The sequence below is a fragment of the Micromonospora sp. DSM 43699 genome, from assembly GCF_055517075.1.
This window is the reverse complement of sequence record NZ_JBTMMT010000018.1, coordinates 34,381-57,360: the sequence shown is the minus strand read 5'-3', so window position 1 is coordinate 57,360 and position 22,980 is coordinate 34,381. Positions and strand designations below refer to the sequence as shown.

Sequence of the window (22,980 nt, the reverse complement as noted above, 5' to 3'; positions counted from 1 at the left end):
ATTCGCCGGTACCTATCCAGCGGGTGGCTGCTGCCGGGTCGATCCTGTCCCGGCACCCGCTTGTAAAGCACTGGCCTGACGGACGTTGACACCAGGGTTTACGCGCAGGGGAGGGCCCATGACGGGTCGAAGCGGACGGCTCGGCGAGCAGGTGCCCGGCGATGCCCGTCGCGACGAAGGCGATGCCCGCCGCGACGAAGGCGATGCCCGCCGCGACGAAGGCGATGCCCGGCATCACGAAGGCGAGGCCCTACACCGCGAATTCGTCGCCGATCTCGCCCGACTGCGGCGCGACGCCGGGCAACCGTCGCTGCGGAAGATGTCCTCGACCGCCCACTACTCGCACACCGCCCTGGCGAGCGTGCTGTCCGGCTCCCGGTTCCCGTCGCTGGAACTGACCATGGCGTTCGTCCGGGCCTGCGGTGGCGACGAGGCGACCTGGCGAGCCCGCTGGCACCGGGAGTCCGCGCCGAGCCAGGAGACCGGGTCGGCCACCCCCCGACCCGCCTCGGAGCAGCCGGCGTCGGGCCAACCGGCGTCGGAGCAACCGCTGTCGGGCCAACCGCTGTCAGGACAATCGACGTCGGCACGGCGATCGGCGGTGTCCCGGTGGGCGCTGGTCGCGACGGCGGGGCTGACGGTGCTCGTCGCCGGTTCGGTCGTTCCCCTGCTTGCCGACTCGGGTTCCCGGCCGGGCCGGCAGTCGGACCGACCGGCGGACGCGTCGACCCCGGCATCCACGACCGCCGCCGCTCCTGCCGCCGACGGGGCGGATCCGCAGGAGGAACGCTGCCAGGTCGACGCGGTCAGTGCGGAGACCGTCCCGGTCCCGGACCCTGACCCGAAACAGCCGCCGTACGGGAGCCTGACGCTGCGCTACTCGCCGCGCTGCCGGGCGGCCTGGCCGCTCTTCGTCTCCACCGAGCGGGTGCCGACCGGGGCGACCATCCGGCTCTCCGCCGCCCGCCCGTCCGACGGGGCGGTCAGCCGGTTCGACTACCCGTTCATGGTCAAACGTCAGGTGTACAGCGTGTTCGGCAACGTGCTGCGGACCACCGAAGGCTGTGTGTCGGTCACTGTCGACGTCACCGCCGCGGACAACCGCAACCTGCTGGCGAGCGCCCGGACCCCCTGCGTACGCCTCGGTGCCCGGACATGACACTGCCCTCCGCGCCAGCGCGGAGGGCAGTAATGGTCCGGTCGGTCAGACGTGCTGGGTCTCGGTCGTCGAGGGGTGCAGTTCGGCGGTGGTCTCCGTGACGAACCGGCCGGTGCTCGCGCTGCGGTGGACCTCGTGCTCCCCGTCGCTCCCGACCTGCTCGGTGGTCGTGTGCCGAGGGTCCCGCTCGGTGGTGCTCTCCCTGACGAACCGACCGCTGCGAGCGCTGCGGTTGACCTCGTTCTCGGCGCCTGCCATGGGGTGACCTCCTCGGGTGACGTCAGTGTGCTCTCTAGACTGCCCACTTCGGAGAACCCGAAACGCAGACGGCGGGGGCACGGTCGACCGTGCCCCCGCCGACGGTGCGCGCTACTGGCCGGCCGGCTTCAGGCAGAGCACCCGGTCGACTCCACCGCCCGGCAGCACCACGTGCGGCTGGGCGGGGTCGGTGCACTTCTCCTTGGCGTCCACCTTGGAGATGACCGTGAACGCGCCCGGTTCACTGCAGCCCGCCGCGCTCGCGCCGTTGCCGGACTGCTTGACGCAGGAGCCGACGGCCGGGTTGAAGGGGGCCGGCTTGTCGTCCGCACCGATCTTGCCGAGGAGCATCAGCAGGCCCAGCGGGACGGCCAGGATCAGCACCGCCACGATCAGCACCAGGGCGAGCACCCGCCCGTTGCGTACCTTGGGCGTGGGCTGTTCTTCGGCCTTCTGCTCCGGCTCCGGTTCCGGCTTGAACGCGTCGAAACGCCCCTGCCCCTGCTCCTGCTCGGGCTCGGCCGGCCAACCGGCGGGGCCGGCCTGCTGCCCGGCCGGTGCGAACTGCTGACCCGCAGGCGGGAACTGCTGCCCGGTGGGCGGGAACGGCGACGCGTAGCCGCCGTGCGCCGGGTCGTGCGCCGGGTGGCCGTATCCCGGCACGGGTGCGGCACCGGACGGGCCGCCACTGGTCGGGCCGCCACTGGTCGGCCGGGTGCCGAACGGCTCGGCCGGCCGGTCCGCCGGTCCGTGCGGCCGGGTGCCGTTCATCGGCCGGTTGCTGCCGGCCGGGTCGGCGAAGGCCGGGATGCCCCCACCGAACGCGGGCGGCGCGGACGAGGGCGCCTCGGCACCGAAGCCGTGCGCCCGGTCCTGGTCGTCGAAGCGGGGGCGCTCCGGCTCGTCGAACCGGGGCTGTTCGGGGCCGTCGAAGCGGGGCCGGTCCTGGTCGGCGAAGCGGGGATCGTGCTCGGGGCGGCGGGTGTCGTGCTCCTCCGCCTCGTCCACCGGCTCCGGGCGGGCCGGTCGCCCGTACACCCGGGGTTGCGGAACGGCCGGGCCTCCCGGACGCGCCTCCTGGTCGGACGGCGGAACGACCCGGCTGGCCATCGGCACCGAGGCGCTGGCGGAGGCCCGGCCGACGGCACCGGACTCCCCTCCGTCGGCCGTCGGCACCGAGGCGCGACCGGCGCTCTCGGACTCGGGGGAGAGCCGCTGGGCGGGCAGCGCCGGCCCGGCCGGCAGTTGCGGCTGCTCCACCGCGCCCCACGAGGCCGCCTCCCGGCCGTGCGGCTGCTCCACCGCGCCCCACGAGGCCGCCTCCCGGCCGTGCGGCTGCTGCTCGACGGGACCACCGAACTGGGCGGGCGGGACGTAATCGGCCGGTGGTGCGGCAGCCAGGCTGGCCCCGGGGACGCGCTGCTCCTGCGGTGGGAGCGGCACCGCGTTGGCCGGTGAGATGCCGGGGGCCGGCCCCGGCTGGTAGATCGGCTGGTCCTCGCCGCGCCGGGGCTCCCAGGCCCCCTCGGTGGGCTGGGCGGTCGGCTCGGCGCGGCCCCACGCCTGCTCGGGCGCCCACGGCTCGGCGTCCGGCAGGGCCGGGCGTGCGGCACCCGCCCACGGCGTCGGGTTGTGGTCGTCGGCGGCACCGGCCCAGGCGGGCGGGCCGTCCGGCGTGGCAACCGACGCGGCAGCCCGGGCAGGCTGCTCCGGTGCCGTCCAGGTCGCACCCGACTCCGGGCGGTCCTCCCGGGACGGTGCGGCGGCTGTGCCGCGGGGACCGGCCTGCGCCGGCCATTCCTGGCCCGACGCCGGATCGTCCTGGTGCTGCTGCTCGGGGCGGGCCGGAGCCCCGCCCGGCCAGGCATCGACGGCTGGCTGCTCGCGCCGACCCTCCCAACGGGCCGTGGCGGGCTCGTCCGGCGCCCCCCACTGTGGCTGCCGGTCGTCCTGCGATCCGTTCGGCCAGTCACCGGAGCGGTCGGCGTCGTCCGGGCCGGGCCGGTTGGCGGACCAGCCGCCGGAGCGGGCCGGGTCGTCCTCGGTGGACCAACGGTCGGTGACCGGAGCGCTGGCCGGCGGCACCTGGGCGCCCCCGTGGCCGCCGGACTCCGGCTGCGGCCAGGCCACCGTTGCCGGGTTCGCGGGCTGCGGCTGGGCGGGTACGGGTACCGAGGCCCGACCGGCGGGGCGGTGCGTCTCGTCGGGGTGGGACGGAGCACCGGCGGCCCAGCCACCGGAGGTGCCCGGCGCGTCCTGGGGGTTGGCCGGCCAGCCGTCCCGCGCCGGTTCGGTCTCGGCCCGGTCGTCGGCGGGCCAGCCGTTACCGCGGGCCTGGTCGGCCCGGTCGTCGGCCGGCCAGCCGCCGGAGCGGGTCGGCTCGTCCTGCTGGGGTGCGGGTGCGGTGCCCCAACTGCTGGCGCCGGGGGTTTCCTGCTGCGCGGCGTCCTGACCAGGCCAGCCGGTGGGAGCGGGCGGAGCCGGATCGGCCGGAGTGGACCAACCACCACCGGCCGGGTTGTCGGGCTGCGGCACCCGGGCCGCCCCGCGGACGCCTGCCTCGGGTTGTGCCCAGGCCGGGGCGGGTTGCTCGGCCTGGGCCCAGCCGGGCGGGCTCCACGCCTCGGTCGGCTCGGACTGCTGGGGAACCTGCGGGCCACCCCAGGCCGCCGGCTGGTCCGGGGTGGACCAGGACGGGCCGGTCGGATTGGCCCGTCCGGTGGGGGGCGGTGGCGCCCAGCCGAGGTCGGGTGTGGCGGGAGTGCCGTACCCGGGGTCCTGCTGCGGCTGTCGGTCGCCGTACGGCGCCGGTCCACCGGAGCCCGGCGGCACCTCGTCCGGCTCCTGGCCGGGGCGGTGCTGGCCCTCGGACGTCATGGGTGCGCCTCCTCCATCACATGTCGGCCGCCGATGCCGTCCGTCCGGTCGGCTGCGTCACCGGTGCCCGGCCGATTCGGCCGTGCGGGCTCCCCGCACGGTAGCCGGTTCGCGCGCGGGGCACCCAGGGAGCACCGGCCGTCACTCCGCGTCGCCGGACGGTGTCGATCGGCATCCATCCGGCGCGATCGGTGTCCAGGTCGGCGGGTGGCGACCGGAACCACCGTACCGGGCGTCGTGGCGAGGTGGAATCCCGGTCTCGACGGGCCCGAAACGCCGAACGACCCGCCCGGGGCCGGGCGGGTCATCGATCTGGGGGAGGTGGGAGAGTCGCTGCCGCATCAGCTCATGTGACGCTGGGCGATCGCGAGGATCTCCTCGCGGACCGCCGGCGAGTTGGCGGAACGCAGTGCGTGCTCGATGGCACGGGCCCGACGGTTGGCGTCACGACGGGTGCGGATTCGCTCGATCATGCTCATGGTGTGTCTCTCTTCCGGCTATTCGGTTGTCAGCCCCTGATGACTCCATTGAACACCAACCGACCGCCGCCTGCCATCGATTGTTAGGTGAGCTGAGACACCCGCCTAAGGATCGTAGGTCAAGGAGGGATCTAGGCCACTGTTTCTTCCCTGGATGGCAACGGCCGGTGTGTCAGGAGTTCACCCTGGGCACACCGGCCGTCGCCGCACGTCGCGTGATCAGGTCCAGGCGAGCAGGGCCGCCTCCGGGTCGGCGAGGAAGTCGCCGATGTCGCGCAGGAACTTCGATCCCAGCTCGCCGTCGACGATCCGGTGATCGAAGGAGAGCCCCAGCGTGGTCACCTGGCGTGGCTTGACCTTGCCCTTGTGTACCCAGGGCAGTTCGCGGACCGCGCCGAAGGCCAGGATCGCCGCCTCCCCGGGGGGAAGGATCGGGGTGCCGGTGTCGACTCCGAAGACCCCGACGTTGGTGATCGTCAACGTACCGCCGGACATGTCCGCCGGGGAGGTCTTCCCCGCCTTGGCCGTCTGCACCAGGCCCGTCATCGCATCTGCCAGCTCACGCAGCGTGAGTCGTCCGGCGTCCTTGATGTTCGGCACGATCAGACCGCGCCCGGTGGCCGCCGCGATGCCCAGGTTGACGTACTCCTTGACGACGATCTCGTCGCCCGCCCAGGTCGAGTTGACCATCGGGTGCCGCTTGACCGCCAGCAGCACCGCCTTGGCGACCAGCAGCAACGGCGAGACCCGGACCTCGCGCCACTCCCGCCGGTCACGCAGCCGGTCGAGCGCCTTCATCGCCCGGGTCACGTCCACTGTCAGGAACTCCGTGACGTGCGGAGCGGTGAACGCCGAGCGGGACATGTTCTCGGCGGTGAGCTTGCGTACCCCCTTGACGGGGATGCGCTGCTCGCGGTCCGCGCCGAAGCTCGCGGCCGCCGTGACCGGTGGGGCCGCCGCCAGCGGCTCGGCCGCCGTCGTGCTCCCGTTCGCCGCCGCGTGTACGTCCTCCCGCGTGATCGACCCGAGCGGACCCGACCCGCTCAGCGTGGCCAGGTCGATCCCGAGATCCTTCGCAAGCTTCCGCACCGGCGGCTTCGCCAGCACCGGCCCGCTCGTACCCGGTCGATCATGGAGGGATGGTGCCTGGCTTGCGGGGGTAGGGGTGATTTTGTCACCCACCACAACTCCATGATCGACGGAGTGGGGAGTCGTGGGGGATTTGCGGGGGCGGCGTTTTGCGGAGGTGGTACGCGGCCCGTAGCCGACCAGGACGGCGGTACGGCCACCGGGGGCGGGACCACCGATCATGCCCGGCTCGACGGCGCCCTCGGCGGGAGCCAGCTCGACTGCGGCCAGCGCGGCGGCCGAGGGGGTGGGCAGGGCGGAGCTGGGGGCGGCGGTGGTGGACTCGGCGATCGGGCCGGCGCCGGGGTCGGTGTCGATCGCGATGATCGGGGTGCCGACCTCGACCGTGCTGCCCTCCGGGTGGAAGATCGACCGCACCTCGCCGGCCCACTTCGCCGGGATCTCGACGGCAGCCTTGGCCGTCTCGACCTCGACGATCGGCTGGTTCAGCTCGATGACGTCGCCCACCTTGACCAGCCAGGCGAGGATCTCGCCCTCGGTCAGGCCCTCACCCAGGTCGGGCAGGTTGAACTCCTTGATCCGGGACATCGCGCTCACCAGCCGAAGGAGCGGTCGACGGCGTCGAGCACCCGGTCGAGGTCGGGCAGGTACTCCTCCTCCACCCGGCTGGCCGGGTAGGGGGTGTCGTAGCCGGTCACCCGCAGCACCGGGGACTCCAGGGAGTAGAAGCACTCCTCGGTGATCCGCGCCGCGATCTCCGAACCCAGGCCCAGGTTGCCGGGGGCCTCGTGGACGACCACGCACCGGCCGGTGCGCCGCACCGACTCGTACACGGCGGTCAGGTCCAGCGGGGAGAGCGTGCGCAGGTCGACGACCTCCAGCTCCCGGCCGTCCTCGGCGGCGGCGGTCGCCGCCTCGATGCAGGTGCGCACCATCGGGCCGTACGCCAGCACGGTGGCGGCGGTGCCCGGCCGCACCACCCGGGCGGAGTGCAGCGGGTACGCCCCGGACAGCGGGGCGTCCAGCTCGACCGGGCCCTTCTCCCAGTAGCGCCGCTTCGGCTCCAGGAAGACGATCGGGTCGTCCGAGGCGATGGCCTGCTGGATCATCACGTACGCGTCCTGCGGGTTGGCGCAGGTCACCACCTTCAGACCGGCGGTGTGCGAGAAGTACGCCTCCGGCGACTCGGAGTGGTGCTCCACCGCGCCGATGCCACCGCCGTAGGGAATCCGGATCACCATCGGGATGGTGACCTTGCCCTGGGAGCGGTAGTGCATCTTGGCCACCTGCGACACGATCTGGTCGTACGCCGGGTAGACGAAGCCGTCGAACTGGATCTCGCAGACCGGCCGGAAGCCCCGGATGGCCAGGCCGACGGCGGTGCCGATGATGCCGGACTCGGCCAACGGGGTGTCGATCACCCGCTGGTCGCCGAAGTCCTTCTGCAACCCGTCGGTGATCCGGAAGACGCCGCCGAGCTTGCCGACGTCCTCGCCCATGATGACGACCTTCGGGTCGTTCTCCAGAGCCCGGCGCAGGCCGGTGTTGAGGGCCTTGCCGAGGGTGAGCGTCTCCGTGGCCATCAGTGCGCGCTCCCCTCGAACGACTCCAGGTACCTGCTGAACTGCGCCCGCTGCGCGTCCACCTCGGGCGACCCGTGCGGGTAGACGTGGTCGAACATCGACACCGGGGCCGGGTCGGGGAGTTCGAGCACCCGTTCGCGCAGGTGCACCGACTCGGCGCGGGCCTGCTCGTCCACCGACGCGAAGAAGTCGGCGTCGGCGATCTGCTGCTTGTCGAGGAACGCCTTCATCCGGGCGATCGGGTCCTTGGCCTGCCAGGCCTCGACCTCGCTGGCGATCCGGTAGCGGGTGGGGTCGTCGGAGGTGGTGTGCGCCCCCATCCGGTAGGTGTACGCCTCGATCAGGCTGGGGCCCTGGCCGAGCCGGGCGTTGTCCAGCGCGTGCCGGGTCACCGCGTACGACGCGAGCACGTCGTTGCCGTCCACCCGGACGCCGGGGAAGCCGAAGCCCCCGGCCCGGCGGTAGAGCGGCACCCGGGTCTGCCGTTCCAGCGGTTCGGAGATGGCGTACTGGTTGTTCTGGCAGAAGAAGACGAGCGGGACGTTGAAGACGCTGGCCCAGACGAACGACTCGTTGACGTCGCCCTGGCTGGTGGCGCCGTCGCCGAAGTAGGCGATCACCGCCTCGCCGTCCTCGGTGCCGGTGCGGCCGTCCATGTGGACGCCCATGGCGTACCCGGTCGCGTGCAGGGTCTGCGCCCCGATGACGATCGTGTACATGTTGAACTTGAACTCGTTCGGGTCCCAGCCGCCCTGGTCGACGCCGCGGAACAGGCCGAGCGGCATGATCGGGTCGATGCCCCGGCAGTAGAGCACGCCGTGTTCCCGGTAGGTCGGGAAGGCCATGTCCTGGCTGCGCAGCGCCCGCCCGGAGCCGACCTGGGCCGCCTCCTGGCCGAGCAGCGAGGCCCAGAGGCCCAGCTCACCCTGCCGCTGCAGTGCGGTCGCCTCGGCGTCGAGCTTGCGGACCAGCACCAGATCGCGGTAGAGGCCGCGGTACTCCTCGTCGGTGAAGTCGACGCGGTACTCGGTGCCGTCCGGGCCGACGGCGCTCTCGATGCGCTCGCCGGTCGGGGTGAGCAGCTGTACGAGTTCCGGCTCGCCGGTCGCGGCGGTTCGCCGGGACCGGGGTGCGGCTCGCCGGCCGCGGCTGGAGACCGCAGGGTCGCCCTTTGCCATCCGTCTCTCCCTGTCGTGTCTGTGCCCGAGCCGGGGGGTCACCCGTCCGCGCACAACGTGCGCCGGCCCGGCTGTTGCCGGACTGGTTCCTGGCGGCCGTGCCTAGCCCCGGTGGGGGTTGCCGCGCGGCCTGAGCCGGATCCATGGGTAGAACCCGGTTCGGGAGCGCCGGCGACCAGCTACGCCTGCCACGGGGTACGCGGAGGTGCGGCTGCGTTGCCGTCGTGCCTGAATGATTGCAGAGGAGGTGAGCGGCCCCACAGTATGGCCCTCCCGCCGGTGGGACGATGTCCGCTTCATGACGCGTGGACTCTTTTGTCGGTATGGCCGAGTGGCCACGACGGACTTTTTGTGTGTCGACACGCTGTGGTGCCTGGTGAACTGGGCGTCACTGGGTCAAGCTGACGTGGTCGATGGGCGTTTAGCGCATAATGTCCGTTCAGGTCCGGGCTGTCCACCGACGATGGTGTCCAGGTCGACGAGGGAGTGGTGCGGTGTCCGAGCATGGTGACGGTCCTCCGGTCCCGCTCCTCGGCCGGCACCGGGCCGGTGGAGGCAGCTACCGGCGGATGATCGGCGTCCACCGGGCCCCCGGCCTCGGTGGGCCACACCGTGGCTACCTGTTCACCGTCGCCCTGCTCGCCGGGGCCGCCTCGATGCCCGTGCTCGCCGCGATCAGCACCGGATCGGCCACCGTGGGCAGCACCGCGCTACCGGACGGCGGCACCCCGTTCCTGCCCACCCCGTCGGTCGGCCCGGTGGTCGTACCGGTGCCCGCCACCGGCCAGCCGGCCCTCCCGCCGACCGTCGCACCGCCGCCGCCCGTTCCGGCTGCCGCCCCGGCCCCGCCCACCGTGGACGCCGGCTCCGCCCACCGTCCCGCTCCGCCACCCGTCACCACGCCCCGACCGATCCGCCGGACGTCCCCGCCGACCGGTCCGTCCCGTCCCGCACCCACCGCCGCACCGAGCGCGGACCCGAGCCCGACCGCCGAGCCGACGGCCACCCTCTCCGAGCCACCGCCGGACCCGTCGCCGACCTCGGCGCCCCCCGACACCCCGCCGTCCGAGCCCACCCCTCCGCCCGAGCCCACCCCGTCGCCTGAGCCCACCCCGTCGTCCGAGCCCACACAGGTGCCCGAGCCCACCCCGACACCGGGCCCCACCGTCACGGTCACCCTGATCCCCACGGCGCGCCCCCGGCCCACCGCGACGGCGATCCCCACCCGCGCGCCCCGCGCCCTGCGCCCGTTGGACGAAGCCCGCCCCGTGCCCCGCGTCGGCCCGGATCCGGCCCGCCCGCCGGCCCGGCCCGCGCCCCCGTCGGCCACTCCGGCCCCCGCGCCGCTGGCACCCGCCGTGCCCGCGCCGACCGGCCACGACACCACCGGTCCCGACGGTACGGTGACGGTCGACGCCGCAGGCTGAGTCGCAGCGTCGTCGCGTGAGGGCGGGACGGGCCACCATGATCAGATTGTGATTTCGCGTACTCGTATCGGCGTGTCGTCTGCAGAATCGCAATCTGATCTTGAGGCCACTCTGAGCCGCGCGGTTCGGATGCCGACGGCCGACCCGTCGACCACCACGGCGTGCCGGGTCAGGCGGAAGGGATTGGGGGCGGAACGCTGAGCACGCGCGACGAGGGCGGCGACCGGCCGGCGACGACCCCCGGACGTACCCCGGTCGACGGCGACCCGGCTGTCCCTGCTCCGGCCGGACCGGCTCCGGCCGGACCCGCTCCAGCCGGGGGCCTCCCGGTTGCCGCCGAGCGGACCGCATCCGCCCCGGTGGAGGCCGAGCCGGTCGTGCCGGCAGGGGCGGTGACCCGGGCGGCCCGGGTGGTGACCGAGTTGACCGCGCCGGCCGTGCTGGTCAGCGGGCTGACCGTGCTGATCGGCTGGCACAGTGCCGGTGGGGCGCGTGGGCTGGCCTGGGGGCTGCTCGCCACGGTCTTCGCCGCCGGCGTCCCGTTCGCCTACATCATGGGTGGGGTGCGGCGGGGCCGACTCACCGACCATCACATCGGACGCCGCGAGCAGCGCCGGGTACCGCTGCTGCTCGGGCTCGCCTCGGCCGCCGCCGGGCTGGCGCTGCTCGCGGCGCTCGATGCGCCGCGGTCGGTGCTGGCCCTGGTCGCCGCCGGGGTGGTCGGTCTGGTGGTGGCGGTGTCGGTGAGCCACTGGTGGAAGATGTCGATCCACTCGGCGGTGGCCGCCGGCACGCTCGTGGTGCTGCTGCTCACCTTCGGTCCCCGGTTGCTGCCGGCCGTGCCGCTGCTCGGTCTGGTCGGCTGGTCCCGGGTGCGGCTGCGTGACCACACCGTCGCCCAGGTCGTGGTGGGTGCGCTGGTGGGCGGCCTGGTGGCCGGGGTGGTCTACGGCCCGCTCTTCTGAGGCTCCCACCCCGAACCGGGTGACCGGCCGGGTCGGTCGGGCGGGCGGTGGCGCGGCCGGGGTTCGCGGGAGGCGGCGGGCGGCTCAGGGCTCAGGGCTCAGGGCTCAGGGCGGAGCATGGGTGGGTGGAGCCGGGTGGCCGGGCCCCGGCGGAACAGTTGGGCGGGTCGCCCCCGGTCGCCCTCGGTGGCCCGGCCCGCAGGGCTGACGAATCCGGGGGTTCCGGTGACCTTGCGGTGGAAGTTGCGCGGGTCCAGCCGGGTGCCCCAGACCGTCTCGTAGACGGCCCGCAGTTGGGCCACGGTGAACTCGGGCGGGCAGAAGGCGCTGGCCAGCGGGGTGTACTCCAACTTGGCGCGGGCCCGTTCCAGACCGTCGGCGACGATCCGGTCGTGGTCGAAGGCGAGCTCACCGGGGGTGAGCCGGGCGACCGGCGCCCAGTCGGCCGAGGCGGCGTCCGAGCCGGCCACCGGGGTCGGCAGGTCGGGTAGCAGGGCCAACCAGGCCACGGTGACCACCCGTCCGCGCGGGTCGCGCCCGGGTCGGCCGTACGTGCCGAGTTGTTCCAGGTGGCCCGCCGGTTCGGGCAGCCCGGTCTCCTCGGTCAACTCCCGGACAGCGGCGTCGGGCAGGTCCTCGTCGATGCCGACGAAGCCACCGGGCAGCGCCCACCGACCCTCGTCCGGCGGGACGCCCCGGCGGACCAGCAGCAGGTGCAGCTCGTCGGCGCGGACGGTGAGCACCACCAGGTCCACCGTCACGGCGAAGGGCGGGTAGTCGGTCATCGCTTTATCACCACCTTGACGATAAGTTACCAGATCGTTTATCGTCATGGAGACGAAAAAGGGGAGGATGCGAGACATGGCCGACGTGACGAGACGACTCTTCCTGCGCCACCTGCGCGGGACACCCACCAACTGGGTACGGCTGCACGTCGACGGACGGGTCCGCCGGGAGGGGACCGGCCAGTCGTTCTGGTACCGGCCGCTGACCGCCGTGCTGAGCGAGGTGCCGGTGGACGACCGGGAACTGCCCCTGCTCTTCCACGCCCGGACCGGTGACTTCGCCGACATCACCGTCCAGGCCACCGTGACCTACCGGGTGGCCGACCCGGCGCTGGCCGCCGCCCGGCTCGACTTCTCGATCGACCCGCGCACCGGCCGGTCCCGGTCCCGCCCGCTCGACCAGGTGGCCACGCTCCTGGCCGAGCTGGCCCAACAACCCGCCCTCGACCTGCTCGCCCGGGTGCCGCTGGCCGAGGCGCTGACCACCGTCGCACCGGTCCGCGAGGCGGTCTCCGCCGCCCTCGGTGCCGAACCCCGGCTCGCCGACATCGGTGTGGCAGTGGTCAGCGCCCGGGTGGTCGCCGTCCGGCCCGAACCCGAGCTGGAACGCGCCCTGCAGACCCCCACCCGGGAGGCCGTGCAGGTGCAGGCCGACCGGGCCACCTACGCCCGCCGGGCGCAGGCCGTCGAGCAGGAACGCGGGATCGCCGAGAACGAGCTCCAGAACAAGATCGAGCTGGCCCGGCGGGAGCAGCAGCTCGTCGAGCAGCACGGGGCGAACACCCGCCGCCGGGCCGAGCTCGACGCCGCCGCCGAGCTGGCCACCGCCCACGGCAAGGCGGAACGGGAGCAGGTCGCCAACGCCGCCGCCGCCGGACGCGCCCGGGTGCTGGCCACCGCCGAGGCGGAGAAGGACCGGCTGCTCGCCGGCGGTGCCGCCGACCGGGAACGGGTGCTCGCCCTGGCCAAGGCCGAGACGGTACGCGCCGTCGGCGCCGCCGAGGCCGAGGCGGAGGCGGCGAAGCTGGCCGCGTACGCCGAACTGCCGCCGGCGGTGCTGCAAGCCCTCACCGTCCGCGAACTCGCCGGTCAGCTCCCGCAGATCGGCCAGCTCACCGTCACCCCGGACCTGCTGGCCGACCTGCTCGGCCGGCTCACCGGGCCGGTCGGGGCGGTCGAGCGGCTCACCGGGCGAGCCGGGGCGGTCGAGCGGTGAGCGGCACGCTGGCCCCCCGGGTGGTGGTGGTCCGCCGCCCCAGCGAGTTGGACGAACTGCTCGCCCGGCACGGCACCCGGGCGGCCGCCCAGTGGTACCTGCGCGCCCGGGGCCGGGACCTGGCCGAGGTGATCGACCGGCACGAGGCCCTTCAGGCGGCGCTGACCGCTGTCGGGGCCGCCGTCCCCGCCGACTGGCGGCGCGGCACGGTGGACCGGGACGACCTGCCCCGGTTCCTGTTCGGTCCGGAGGACGTGATCGTCGCCGTCGGCCCGGACGGCCTGGTCGCCAACGTGGCGAAGTACCTCACCGGGCAGCCCGTCGTCGGCGTCGACCCGGAGCCGGGCCGCAACGCCGGGGTGCTGGTCCGGTGCACAGGCGACCAGGTGGCCGCGCTGCTGCCGGCGGTGGTCGCCGGGGCCGCGCCGCTGCGCCACCGGGCGATGGTCCGGGCCACCCTCGACGACGGCCAGGAGCTGGTCGGCCTCAACGAGGTGTACGTCGGGCACGCCTCCCACCAGTCGGCCCGCTACCTGCTCGACGTCACCGCGGACGACTGCCCCCGCCGGGAACGGCAGTCCTCCTCCGGGGTGGTCGTCGGCACCGGCACCGGGGCGACCGGCTGGTGTGCCTCGATCGCCCGGGACCGGCCGACCGCCGCCCCACCGCCCGCCCCGCAGGAACCGGCCCTGTGCTGGTACGTGCGGGAGGCGTGGCCCTCCCCCGTCACCGGGGTCGACCTGGTCGCCGGCCGCCTCGACGGCACCGACGCGCTGGAGCTGACCGCCGAGTCCGACGGCCTGGTGGCCTTCGCCGACGGGTTGGAGGCGGATCGGCTGGCGCTGCGCTGGGGCCAGCGGATCCGCCTCGACGTCGCCCCCGGCCGACTGGCCCTGGTCGAGCCGTAGACCGTCAGGCGCTCAGGGGGTGTCGTCGCCGAGACGCTGCCGGTTGGCCTCGATCCAGGCGTCCAGGGCGACCGGGTCGTCCGGGTCGACGCCGTCGGCCATCAACTGGGCCACCGCCGCCGTCGCCGGGCTGCGTCGCTCGCCTGTCGAGTAGAGCCGGGCGAACTCCGGCACCAGCTCCTCGATCGCCTCGTCGGTCTGGGTGGCGGCCCGTTCGGGCAGCCCCCGCCGCCGGGCCGCGAACGCCGCCCAGGCACGCAGCACCCGGGGCAGCAGCGCCGCGTCGTCCATGTCCAGCACGGCCCGCCGGTGCACCCAGTCGAGCAGGAACAACCCGGCCACGGCCGGACTCCACCGCAGCGGGTCGGCATCCGGGAAGCTCGCCGAGTGGTCGAAGAGCAGACCCAGGCAGAAGTGCAACGAGGCCAGCTCGGCGTCGCTGTCGAGGGTGTTCAGTCCGTGCCGGGCCGCCTCGGGGGAGGCGAGGAAGGCCCGTACCAGCGCGGTGCGCTCGTCGGCGTCGAGCGGCTCCGCGACACCCTCGGTGGTGTCGGCGTCCGTCCCGGGCAGCACCGCCAACCGCGCCCCGACCAGCGCCCGGTCGGTGGCGAGCGAACCCTCGGCGGGCAGGTCACCGAGGTCGTCGGTGATCGCCAGGTGGCGGCGCACCTCGCCGTGCATCCGGGCCGGGTCCTCCTCCCGGAACCAGGTCAGGTCGTCGTCGGCGCACATCTGCCGGACCTGGTCCAGGATCCGTTCGGCCGGCCCACCGACGAAGACGTCCTTGGTGATGCCGATGTTGTGGTCGACAAGCGCCACCAGGGCGTGCTCCGGGCCGCCCAGCTCGTCGTCGTAGGCGAAGGTGGCCAGGTAGGAGGTCTGGTCGCCGAACACGTCGCCGTACGACCAGGTGCCGGTGAGGCGGACCCGGCCGAGCTGACCGGCCCAGGCCGGCGCCTGCGCACCGGGGCGGACCTTCGCCGCGCCCTCGGCATCGGGCACCAGAGCGGCGAAGACCTGGCGGATGGTGGTGGCGGCGGCCGTGCGGCGACGGGAGGTGGCGGCGAGGAAACCGGAGACGAAGTCCCGGACCGCCGTCTCCCGGTCGGTCTCGGCGATCGCGTAGACGCTGCCCAGCAGCGCCGTGCCGAGCATCTCGGCGTCGAGCGCGCAGTCCAGCCTGGTCACGTCGCGGGCCGCGGAGAGCACCGCGTCGTAGGGGGTCTGTGGCGTGGCCATGGCACGACCCTACGCCGCCGCGCCGCCCCGGACACCCGTGCCGACGGCGGCGTTCACCGGCGGGTGGCCGGGCGTTCGTCGACGGGTGGCGTTCGGCCGCCCGCGCCCGGTCGGGTGCCGGTCAGCGGGCGGCGTCCTGCCAGGCCTGACGGGCGAGGGCGTACCGGTCGATGATGACCCGGACGGGGATGAGGACGTACTCCGCGCCGATCCGGGCGACCGCTTCGGTCAGCCGCTGTTCGGCCCGCTGCCGGGCCCGCCGGGCCGCCCAGCGGACCACCGGCCGGGTCACCGCCGCCACCAACAAACCGGCGAGCAGACCACCGAGCAGGAGTACGGTCGGCAGCGGCGCCTCGCCCACCCGTGGGTAATCCAGCGCCGGCAGCCCGAGGGCACGCAGCGCGTAGCCGAGCACCAGCCAGCCCAGCCCGGCCACGGCGGCGAGGGTGACCAGCCACTGGAGGGCACCCACCAGCCGCCACCAGGCGGGCCGGCGGTCCATCCCCAGGTCGGTGCCGGCGACCGCCCCGTCCAACGCGTCCGGCAGGTCGGCCAGCCGGGACCGGGCGGCGGCGGTCACCGCGGCCGGCCAGGGTGCCGGCAGCTCCCCGCCGGACCTGTCGCCGACCGCGCGGATGGCCAACCCGAGGGCGGACTGTTGGGCGGCCGTCGGTTCGGGTACCGAGGTCGCCCCGAGCAGTGGCTGCTCCGGCTGCTGCGGGTCGGTGGACGGGCCGGGCAGGTGCAGCCGGCGCAGCGGGTCCGGGCGCAGCCTGCGCCAACCGCGTACCAGCGGCCAGCCGGTGGTCCCGCCGGCCCGGTGCCGGTACGCCCCCTCGACCGCGCCCGCCACCGCCGGCACCCCGGCCGCCTCGGCCAGCGCCCGGTCCAGGGCGCGGACCGTTCCGGCGTCCGGGACGTGCCCCGGAGCTTCGACGGCGACCAGTTCGCCAAGCGCGGTCGCCACCGTGTCGGCGTCGCCGGAGAGCCGGCGCAGCGCGGCCTGCCGATCCGAGACCGCCCGTTCCAGCGCCTCCCGCAGCCCGGTCATCCCGCCCGGCTCGACCGCCGTGGTGGCCAGCAGCGGCACCCCGTCGAGCCCGTCGACGTCGAGCAGCCGGCGCAGGTCGGCGAGGACCCGGGGTAACTCGGCCGGGGGCAACCGGTCGGCCTGGTTGAGCACCACCACCGTCACCTCCCGGTGCCTGTGGAACTCGCGCAGGTAGCTGGTGTGGATCACCCGGTCGGCGTACTTCTGCGGGTCGACCACCCAGACCACCAGGTCGACCAGGCCGAGCAGCCGGTCCACCTCCAGCCGGTGGGACCGCTGCACCGAGTCGAAGTCGGGCAGGTCGAGCAGGATCAACCCGTGCAGGGCGGACTCGTCGTCGCCGTCCAGCGCGCTCTCCCTGACGAACCGGTGCCGGGGCAGCACGCCGACCCAGTCGAGCAGTTGGTTGCCGCCGTCCAACGGCCCCCAGACGCAGGCGTGCGCGACACCGGTGGTGGGCCGGCGCACCCCGACCGGGGAGAGATCCAGCTGGGCCAGGGAGTTGAACAGGCTGGACTTGCCGCTGCCGGTGGCACCGGCCAACGCCACCACGGTGTGGTCCCGGGACAGTGACAACCGGGTGCCGGCCCGCTCGACCAGGGTGTTCGCGCCGACCAACTGGGCGTCGGGCACCTCGCCGTCGACCGCGTCGAGGAACCGGCGGACCGCGTCGAGGCGGGCCACCAGGGCATCGGCGTCGACCCGCTGGTCACCCCGGAGCGCCTCGCGCATCCGGCCGACGATGTTGGTCACCGGGTGCCCTCCTCGGAGGTCGGGGTGGGGGTCGGCAGGGCCTGGCCGACCCGGTCGGCGAGGCCGCTGCGGTGCCGGGCCACCTCGACCCGGCCGGCGGCCCGACGCAGCCCGGCGGCGGCCTCCGCACCGCACCGGGCCGTGTCGGTGCGGGACAGGTAGCGGGCCGCCTCCTCGTCCAGCAGCGTGCGGACCCGGTCCAGCAGGTCACCCCGGGCCTTCGCGGCGAGGGTACGCACCGCCTGGTCGCCGAAGATCGCCTGGAGTACGGCCTGCGCGGCGACTGTGGTGCCCGCCCCGGTGGCGACCTCCAGGCCGGTCGGGATGAAGGCGGTGGAGGCGAAGACGGCGATCATCACGGCCAGCCCGGTGGCGTTGACCGCGTACGCGGCCGTCCGGGCCACGAACCGCCGGTCGCCGCCCTCCTCCCGGACCAGCTCCAGCACCGCCCGCTGCCAGTCCCGGACCAGTCGCTCGGCCCGTTCGGGCAGCTCGGCCGAGGCGTGCGCCAGCGGCGGTTCGAGCAGCGCGGCCCCGGCCGGGTGCGCCTTCCAGGCGGTGTACGTGTGCTCCGCCGCCTCGGAGGAGACTCCGCGCAGCAGGGTGACCAGCTGCGACTCGATGGCGTTGCGCAGCTCGGTGGCGGGGGTGGCGGGCCGACCGGTGACCGCGGCGACGAGCCGGTCGCGCAGCCGGCCGATCCGGGCCTCCAGCGTCCGGAAGAACTCCCCGGTGCCGACGAACTCCTGCCAGCGGGCGAGCACCTCACCGCGCAGCAGCCGGCCGTCCTTCAGCCCCTCGGCCACGGTGCGGTGCGCGCCCTTGTAGGCGGCCCGGACCCGGTCGTCAAGCGCGTCGGCGGCGGCGACCTGTTCGTCGGCCGCGTCGGCGAGCGCCTCCACGGTCGGGTGCAGCGAGGCGAGTGCGCCGTCCAGGGTCTGCCGGACCACGGCGGCGCGGGCCTCGGCGTCGGCGGCGAGCCGGGCGAACCAGCTGCCCAGTGGTGCGGTGACCCGGTCGGGGAGCAGACCCTGACCGTCGACCCAGGTCTCCGGCAGGACGAACAGCGGTGCCGCGCCGAGCTCCTGGGCGGCGAGCATCTCGGACAGGTGGGCGGCGATCTCGTCGGCGGCCTCGGGCGGCACCCGGTCGAGCACCATGGCGATCGCGGCCCCCCGGGAGCGGGCGGTGCGCAGCAGCTCCCACGGGACGGCGTCGGCGTACCGGGCGGCGGTGGTGACGAAGAGCCAGAGGTCGGCGGCGGCGAGCAGTTGGCCGGCGAGGGCCCGGTTGGCGTCGACCACCGAGTCGATGTCGGGGGCGTCGAGGAAGGCCAGCCCGGGTGGGAGCGCGGGCGCGGTGACCAGGTGCAGGGTGCCCGGGTCCTCGCTGGGCTCGTTGGTGCGGGTCAGACCGGGCAGCAGCTCACCCTGGCGGAACCAGGCGGAGTCGGCCGGGTTGCAGACCAGCACCGGGGACCGGGTGGTGGGGCGGAGCACGCCGGCGGCGCTCACCCGGGCCTGGACGAGGCTGTTGACCAGGGTCGACTTGCCCGCGCCGGTGGAGCCGCCGACGACCACGAGCAGTGGGGCGTCGAGCCGGGCCAGCCGGGGCAGCAGGTAGTCGTCGAGCTGGTCGGTCAGCGCCCGGCCGGTGTGCCGGGCCGGCTCGGCCGAGGGCAGCGCCAACGGGAACCGGGTCGCGCCGATCGCGGCCCGCAGGCCGGTGAGGGCGGCGGGCAGGCCGTCTCCGGTGGTGCCGGGCGGCGTCTCGTCGGTCTCCGACGGCCCGGTGCGGGCGGCGACGGTGGGCGCGCCGGACCGGGTGGCGGGATCGCCGTGCGTCGTCACCGCTAAAGCGTGCCCGACCGATGCAACAGAGACAACCGGAGGGTAGTAACGGTCAGGTTGCGTCGGGTCGGCTCAACTCGACTTGCGCTTTGGCGATCGCGTGGCACTATTGAGTCAAGTTCACTCAACTTGTGGTGTGGTCGCTACGGGCGGCCCCCCGGGCAGGCCCTCTGACCTGCCCACCCGTAACGAACGAAGCGAGGAAGCGAAGATGGCACGTGCGGTCGGTATCGACCTCGGCACGACGAACTCCTGCGTCAGCGTTCTGGAGGGCGGTGAGCCCACCGTCATCGCCAACGCTGAGGGCTCGCGGACGACCCCGTCGATCGTCGCGTTCGCCCGCAACGGCGAGGTGCTCGTCGGTGAGGTCGCCAAGCGCCAGGCGGTGACCAACCCGGACCGGACCATCCGCTCGGTCAAGCGGGAGATCGGCACCAACTGGACCGTCGACATCGACGGCAAGAAGTACACCCCGCAGGAGATCTCGGCGCGCACGCTGATGAAGCTCAAGCGGGACGCCGAGGCCTACCTGGGCGAGCAGATCACCGACGCGGTGATCACCGTCCCCGCCTACTTCAACGACGGGCAGCGCCAGTCCACCAAGGAGGCCGGTGAGATCGCCGGCTTCAACGTGCTGCGGATCGTCAACGAGCCGACGGCGGCGGCCCTGGCGTACGGGCTGGACAAGGGCTCCAAGGAGCAGACCGTCCTGGTCTTCGACCTGGGCGGCGGCACCTTCGACGTGTCCCTGCTGGAGCTGGCCGAGGGCGTCGTCGAGGTCAAGTCGACGAGCGGTGACAACCAGCTCGGCGGCGACGACTGGGACCAGCGGATCATCGACCACCTGGTGAAGACGTTCCGCGGCGAGCACGGCATCGACCTGGGCCAGGACAAGATGGCCCTCCAGCGGCTCCGCGAGGCGGCCGAGAAGGCCAAGATCGAGCTGTCGGCGGCCACCACCACCAACATCAACCTGCCGTACATCACCGCCGGCTCGGCCGGCCCGCTGCACCTGGACGTGACGCTCAGCCGCGCCGAGTTCCAGCGGATGACGCAGGACCTGCTGGACCGCTGCAAGGGCCCGTTCGAGCAGGCCGTGAAGGACGCCGGCATCAAGATCGCCGACGTCGACCACGTGATCCTGGTCGGCGGCTCCACCCGGATGCCGGCCGTGACCGACCTGGTCAAGCAGCTCACCGGCCGCGACCCCAACAAGGGCGTCAACCCGGACGAGGTCGTCGCCGTCGGCGCGGCCCTCCAGGCCGGCGTGCTCAAGGGCGAGGTCAAGGACGTCCTGCTGCTCGACGTGACCCCGCTGAGCCTGGGCATCGAGACCAAGGGCGGCATCTTCACGAAGCTCATCGAGCGCAACACCACCATCCCGACCAAGCGCTCCGAGGTCTTCACCACGGCCGACGACAACCAGCCGTCGGTGCTGATCCAGGTGTTCCAGGGTGAGCGCGAGATCGCGGCGTACAACAAGAAGCTCGGCACCTTCGAGCTGACCGGCCTCCCGCCGGCACCGCGCGGCGTGCCGCAGGTCGAGGTCACCTTCGACATCGACGCCAACGGCATCGTCAACGTGCACGCCAAGGACCTGGGCACCGGCAAGGAACAGAAGATGACGATCACCGGCGGCTCCTCGCTGCCGAAGGACGACATCGAGCGGATGCGCCGGGACGCCGAGGAGCACGCCGACGACGACAAGCGTCGCCGGGAGGAGGCCGAGACCCGCAACGTGGCCGAGGCGCTCCAGTGGCAGACCGAGAAGTTCCTGGCCGAGAGCGGCGACAAGCTGCCCACCGAGAACCGGGAGCAGCTCAACGAGGCGCTCGGTGAACTGCGCGGCGCGCTCGGCGGCCAGGACATCGAGAAGATCAAGGCGGCCCACGAGCGGCTCGCCCAGGTCTCCCAGCAGGCCGGTTCGCTGCTCTACTCGCAGCAGGCCGAGCAGGGGGAGCAGCCGGGTGCTGCCGGTCCGGGCACCGGCACCGGTGCCGGTGCCGGCGCGGGTGCCGGTGCGGCCGGTGGCCCGAAGGCCGGCGGTGCCGACGACGTGGTCGACGCGGAGATCGTGGACGAGGACAAGAAGTGACCGTCCGCACCGGCACCGCACAGGGAACGAGGTAGTCGTATGACGGAGAAGCCACGAGCCGCCGACCCGGACGCCTCCGGGTCGACGCCGGGTGGCTCCGCGCCCGCCGACGACGGGCCGCGGGTCGTCATCCGGAACAACCGCAAGCTCGGCCGGACCGAGGAGACGCCCGCCGCCGCCGACGCCGGGGCGGACGCCCCGACCGAGGGGCTGGTCGAGGATGCCGAGGTGGTGGTCGACGAGATCGAGATCGAGGCGACCACGCTCGACGGCCCGGCACCGACCGGTCCGCCGGTGGTGGACGCCCCCGCGCAGCCGGTCGACGGCAGCCCGACGGGCTCCCCGCTCGGTGCCGAACTGGAAGCCCTCCGGGCCGAGTTGGACGAGCGGACCCGCGACCTGCAACGGGTGTCGGCGGAGTACGCCAACTACCGCAAGCGGGTGGACCGGGACAGGGGTGTGGTCCAGGAGCAGGCGACCGGCTCGGTGCTCGCCGCGCTGCTGCCGATCCTGGACGACCTGGACCGGGCCCGGGAACACGGTGACCTGGTCGGTCCGTTCGGCACGGTGGCCGAGCAGCTCACCACGGCGTTGGGCAAGTTCGGCCTGACGCCCTTCGGCGAGCAGGGTGACCCGTTCGACCCGACCCGGCACGAGGCGGTCGCGCACCAGACCTCACCGGACGTCGACGAGCCCACCTGCGTGCAGGTGATGCGCCGGGGGTACCTGCTCGGCGAGCGGTTGCTGCGGCCGGCCATGGTCGCGGTCGCCGACCCGGAATAGTGCACGGCCATCCGGTCGCCCCGCCCGCCCTCACCCGGCGGGCGGGGCGACCGGGCCACATCTCACGGAAGGGGGTGGACCGGTGAGTTCCAAGGACTGGATCGAGAAGGACTTCTACGCCACGTTGGGCGTGGAGAAGTCCGCCTCCTCGGACGAGATCAAGAAGTCGTACCGGAAGTTGGCCCGGGAGTCGCACCCGGACCACAACCCCGGTGACCCGTCGGCCGAGGAGCGGTTCAAGGGCGTCTCCGAGGCGTACGCGGTGCTCGGCGACGATGCCAAGCGCCGCGAGTACGACGAGATGCGCTCGCTGTTCGGCTCGGGCGCTTTCCGCCGGGGCGCACGCGGCCCGGGTCAGCCCGGTGGTGCCCCGTTCGACGTCTCCGACCTGTTCGGCGGCGGCGGTGGTGGGGACACCCGGTTCGGTGGCGGCGGCTTCACCGACCTGTTCAGCTCGATCTTCTCCGGCGGTGCCGGTGGGCCCGGTCCGACGCGGGCGCGTGGCCCGGCCCGGGGTCGGGACGTGGAGGCCGAGGTCGCCCTCGACTTCGGCGACGCGGTCCGGGGCGTCACCCTGCCGTTGACGCTGCGGGCGCCCGGCGTCTGCGACACCTGCCACGGCAACGGCGCGAAGCCGGGCACCCAGCCGACCACCTGCCCGGTCTGCCACGGTGCCGGGGTGACCACCCGTGACCAGGGGTCGTTCAGCTTCTCCGAGCCGTGCCGCAACTGCCAGGGCGTCGGGACGGTCGTCGAGGAGAAGTGCCCCGAGTGCCACGGCACCGGCGGAGTCACCAAGGCCCGCACGCTGAACGTCCGCTTTCCCGCCGGGGTCGCCGACGGTCAGCGGATCCGGCTGGCCGGGCGGGGCGAACCGGGCCAGCGCGGTGGGCCGGCGGGCGATCTGTTCGTCCAGGTGAAGGTCCGCCCGGACGACCTGTTCGGGCGTACCGGTGACGACCTGACGCTGGCCGTACCGATCACCTTCACCGAGGCGGTGCTCGGCACCGATCTGCGGGTGCCCACGCTGGACGGCGCGGTGACCCTGCGCGTCCCGCCGGGAACCCCGTCCGGTCGGGTGCTGCGGGCCCGGGGCAAGGGTGTGGTGCGACGGGACGGGCAGGCCGGTGACCTGCTGGTCACGCTGGACGTGGTGGTGCCGGCGACGGTGTCGGACGAGGCCCGGGCGGCGCTGGAGTCGTTCGCCGGGTCGACGCCGCCGGCGGCCCGGGAACATCTCGACGCGCGGGTGCGTCGGGCCGGTTGACCGGTGGACGGGTGCGGA

18 protein-coding genes are annotated in these 22,980 nt (G+C 74.0%); 8 read left to right on the top strand and 10 right to left on the bottom strand.

The features are described from left to right. Nucleotides 1-118 precede the first annotated feature (118 nt). Nucleotides 119-1,159, top strand: a complete 1,041-nt coding sequence (locus AC0AIB_RS12225; protein WP_465096684.1) for a DUF2690 domain-containing protein — start codon at nucleotides 119-121, stop codon at nucleotides 1,157-1,159. Nucleotides 1,160-1,204: 45 nt separating this feature from the next. On the opposite strand, the gene AC0AIB_RS12220 is transcribed toward AC0AIB_RS12225, so the two are convergent. From AC0AIB_RS12220 to pdhA, 6 genes are all read right to left on the bottom strand, one after another. Further along, on the bottom strand, nucleotides 1,205-1,417 hold the full coding sequence (locus AC0AIB_RS12220; protein WP_328341522.1) for a hypothetical protein: 213 nt from the start codon (nucleotides 1,415-1,417) through the stop codon (nucleotides 1,205-1,207). A gap of 111 nt (nucleotides 1,418-1,528) precedes the next feature. Beyond that, nucleotides 1,529-4,294, bottom strand: coding sequence for an LppU/SCO3897 family protein (locus tag AC0AIB_RS12215; protein ID WP_465096683.1), 2,766 nt, complete (start codon nucleotides 4,292-4,294; stop codon nucleotides 1,529-1,531). A gap of 341 nt (nucleotides 4,295-4,635) precedes the next feature. Next, the gene (locus tag AC0AIB_RS12210) at nucleotides 4,636-4,773 is read right to left on the bottom strand and encodes a hypothetical protein (RefSeq protein WP_168222356.1); all 138 of its coding nucleotides are present in this window, start codon (nucleotides 4,771-4,773) and stop codon (nucleotides 4,636-4,638) included. A 219-nt stretch (nucleotides 4,774-4,992) separates the two neighbouring features. After that, complete coding sequence (locus AC0AIB_RS12205) at nucleotides 4,993-6,450, bottom strand: dihydrolipoamide acetyltransferase family protein (RefSeq protein WP_465096700.1); 1,458 nt, start codon at nucleotides 6,448-6,450, stop codon at nucleotides 4,993-4,995. 5 nt (nucleotides 6,451-6,455) lie between these two features. Continuing rightward, nucleotides 6,456-7,445: an alpha-ketoacid dehydrogenase subunit beta gene (locus AC0AIB_RS12200; protein ID WP_328341516.1), complete on the bottom strand. Its 990-nt coding sequence runs from the start codon at nucleotides 7,443-7,445 to the stop codon at nucleotides 6,456-6,458. After that, nucleotides 7,445-8,623, bottom strand: coding sequence for a pyruvate dehydrogenase (acetyl-transferring) E1 component subunit alpha (gene pdhA / locus AC0AIB_RS12195; protein WP_328341514.1), 1,179 nt, complete (start codon nucleotides 8,621-8,623; stop codon nucleotides 7,445-7,447). Before pdhA ends, AC0AIB_RS12200 begins: the two co-directional genes overlap by 1 nt. A gap of 494 nt (nucleotides 8,624-9,117) precedes the next feature. Between pdhA and AC0AIB_RS12190 the strand changes: the two genes are divergently transcribed. Then, nucleotides 9,118-10,050: a hypothetical protein gene (locus AC0AIB_RS12190; RefSeq protein ID WP_328341512.1), complete on the top strand. Its 933-nt coding sequence runs from the start codon at nucleotides 9,118-9,120 to the stop codon at nucleotides 10,048-10,050. A gap of 359 nt (nucleotides 10,051-10,409) precedes the next feature. Beyond that, a complete protein-coding gene (locus AC0AIB_RS12185; protein WP_328341510.1) occupies nucleotides 10,410-11,015 on the top strand; it encodes a phosphatase PAP2 family protein in 606 nt (201 codons plus the stop codon). A 98-nt stretch (nucleotides 11,016-11,113) separates the two neighbouring features. Here AC0AIB_RS12185 and AC0AIB_RS12180 read toward each other — a convergent pair whose 3' ends face one another. Beyond that, nucleotides 11,114-11,800, bottom strand: coding sequence for an NUDIX hydrolase (locus AC0AIB_RS12180; protein WP_328341508.1), 687 nt, complete (start codon nucleotides 11,798-11,800; stop codon nucleotides 11,114-11,116). A 76-nt stretch (nucleotides 11,801-11,876) separates the two neighbouring features. Here AC0AIB_RS12180 and AC0AIB_RS12175 point away from each other — a divergent pair, with 76 nt between their 5' ends. Further along, nucleotides 11,877-13,016 carry an SPFH domain-containing protein gene (locus tag AC0AIB_RS12175; protein ID WP_328341506.1) on the top strand — a complete coding sequence of 380 codons (1,140 nt, stop codon included), beginning with the start codon at nucleotides 11,877-11,879 and terminating at the stop codon, nucleotides 13,014-13,016. Then, entirely contained in the window at nucleotides 13,013-13,924 is a 912-nt protein-coding gene (locus AC0AIB_RS12170; protein WP_328341504.1) for an NAD(+)/NADH kinase, read from the top strand. The genes AC0AIB_RS12175 and AC0AIB_RS12170 overlap by 4 nt, the downstream gene beginning before the upstream one ends. Before the next feature lie 12 nt (nucleotides 13,925-13,936). Here AC0AIB_RS12170 and AC0AIB_RS12165 read toward each other — a convergent pair whose 3' ends face one another. The 3 genes from AC0AIB_RS12165 to AC0AIB_RS12155 all read right to left on the bottom strand — a co-directional run bounded on the left by AC0AIB_RS12165 (nucleotide 13,937) and on the right by AC0AIB_RS12155 (nucleotide 18,817). Continuing rightward, nucleotides 13,937-15,163 carry a hypothetical protein gene (locus AC0AIB_RS12165; RefSeq protein ID WP_465096682.1) on the bottom strand — a complete coding sequence of 409 codons (1,227 nt, stop codon included), beginning with the start codon at nucleotides 15,161-15,163 and terminating at the stop codon, nucleotides 13,937-13,939. Nucleotides 15,164-15,284: 121 nt separating this feature from the next. Then, nucleotides 15,285-16,946, bottom strand: coding sequence for a GTPase (locus AC0AIB_RS12160; RefSeq protein WP_465096699.1), 1,662 nt, complete (start codon nucleotides 16,944-16,946; stop codon nucleotides 15,285-15,287). Nucleotides 16,947-16,963: 17 nt separating this feature from the next. After that, entirely contained in the window at nucleotides 16,964-18,817 is a 1,854-nt protein-coding gene (locus AC0AIB_RS12155) for a GTPase family protein (protein WP_465096681.1), read from the bottom strand. Nucleotides 18,818-19,028: 211 nt separating this feature from the next. Between AC0AIB_RS12155 and dnaK the strand changes: the two genes are divergently transcribed. The 3 genes from dnaK (at nucleotide 19,029) to dnaJ (ending at nucleotide 22,962) form a co-directional block, all read left to right on the top strand. Next, entirely contained in the window at nucleotides 19,029-20,912 is a 1,884-nt protein-coding gene (gene dnaK / locus AC0AIB_RS12150) for a molecular chaperone DnaK (RefSeq protein ID WP_465096680.1), read from the top strand. Nucleotides 20,913-20,951: 39 nt separating this feature from the next. Continuing rightward, on the top strand, nucleotides 20,952-21,695 hold the full coding sequence (gene grpE / locus AC0AIB_RS12145) for a nucleotide exchange factor GrpE (RefSeq protein WP_328341497.1): 744 nt from the start codon (nucleotides 20,952-20,954) through the stop codon (nucleotides 21,693-21,695). Nucleotides 21,696-21,777: 82 nt separating this feature from the next. Further along, nucleotides 21,778-22,962: a molecular chaperone DnaJ gene (dnaJ, locus tag AC0AIB_RS12140; protein WP_465096679.1), complete on the top strand. Its 1,185-nt coding sequence runs from the start codon at nucleotides 21,778-21,780 to the stop codon at nucleotides 22,960-22,962. The last annotated feature ends 18 nt before the right edge of the window (nucleotides 22,963-22,980 follow it).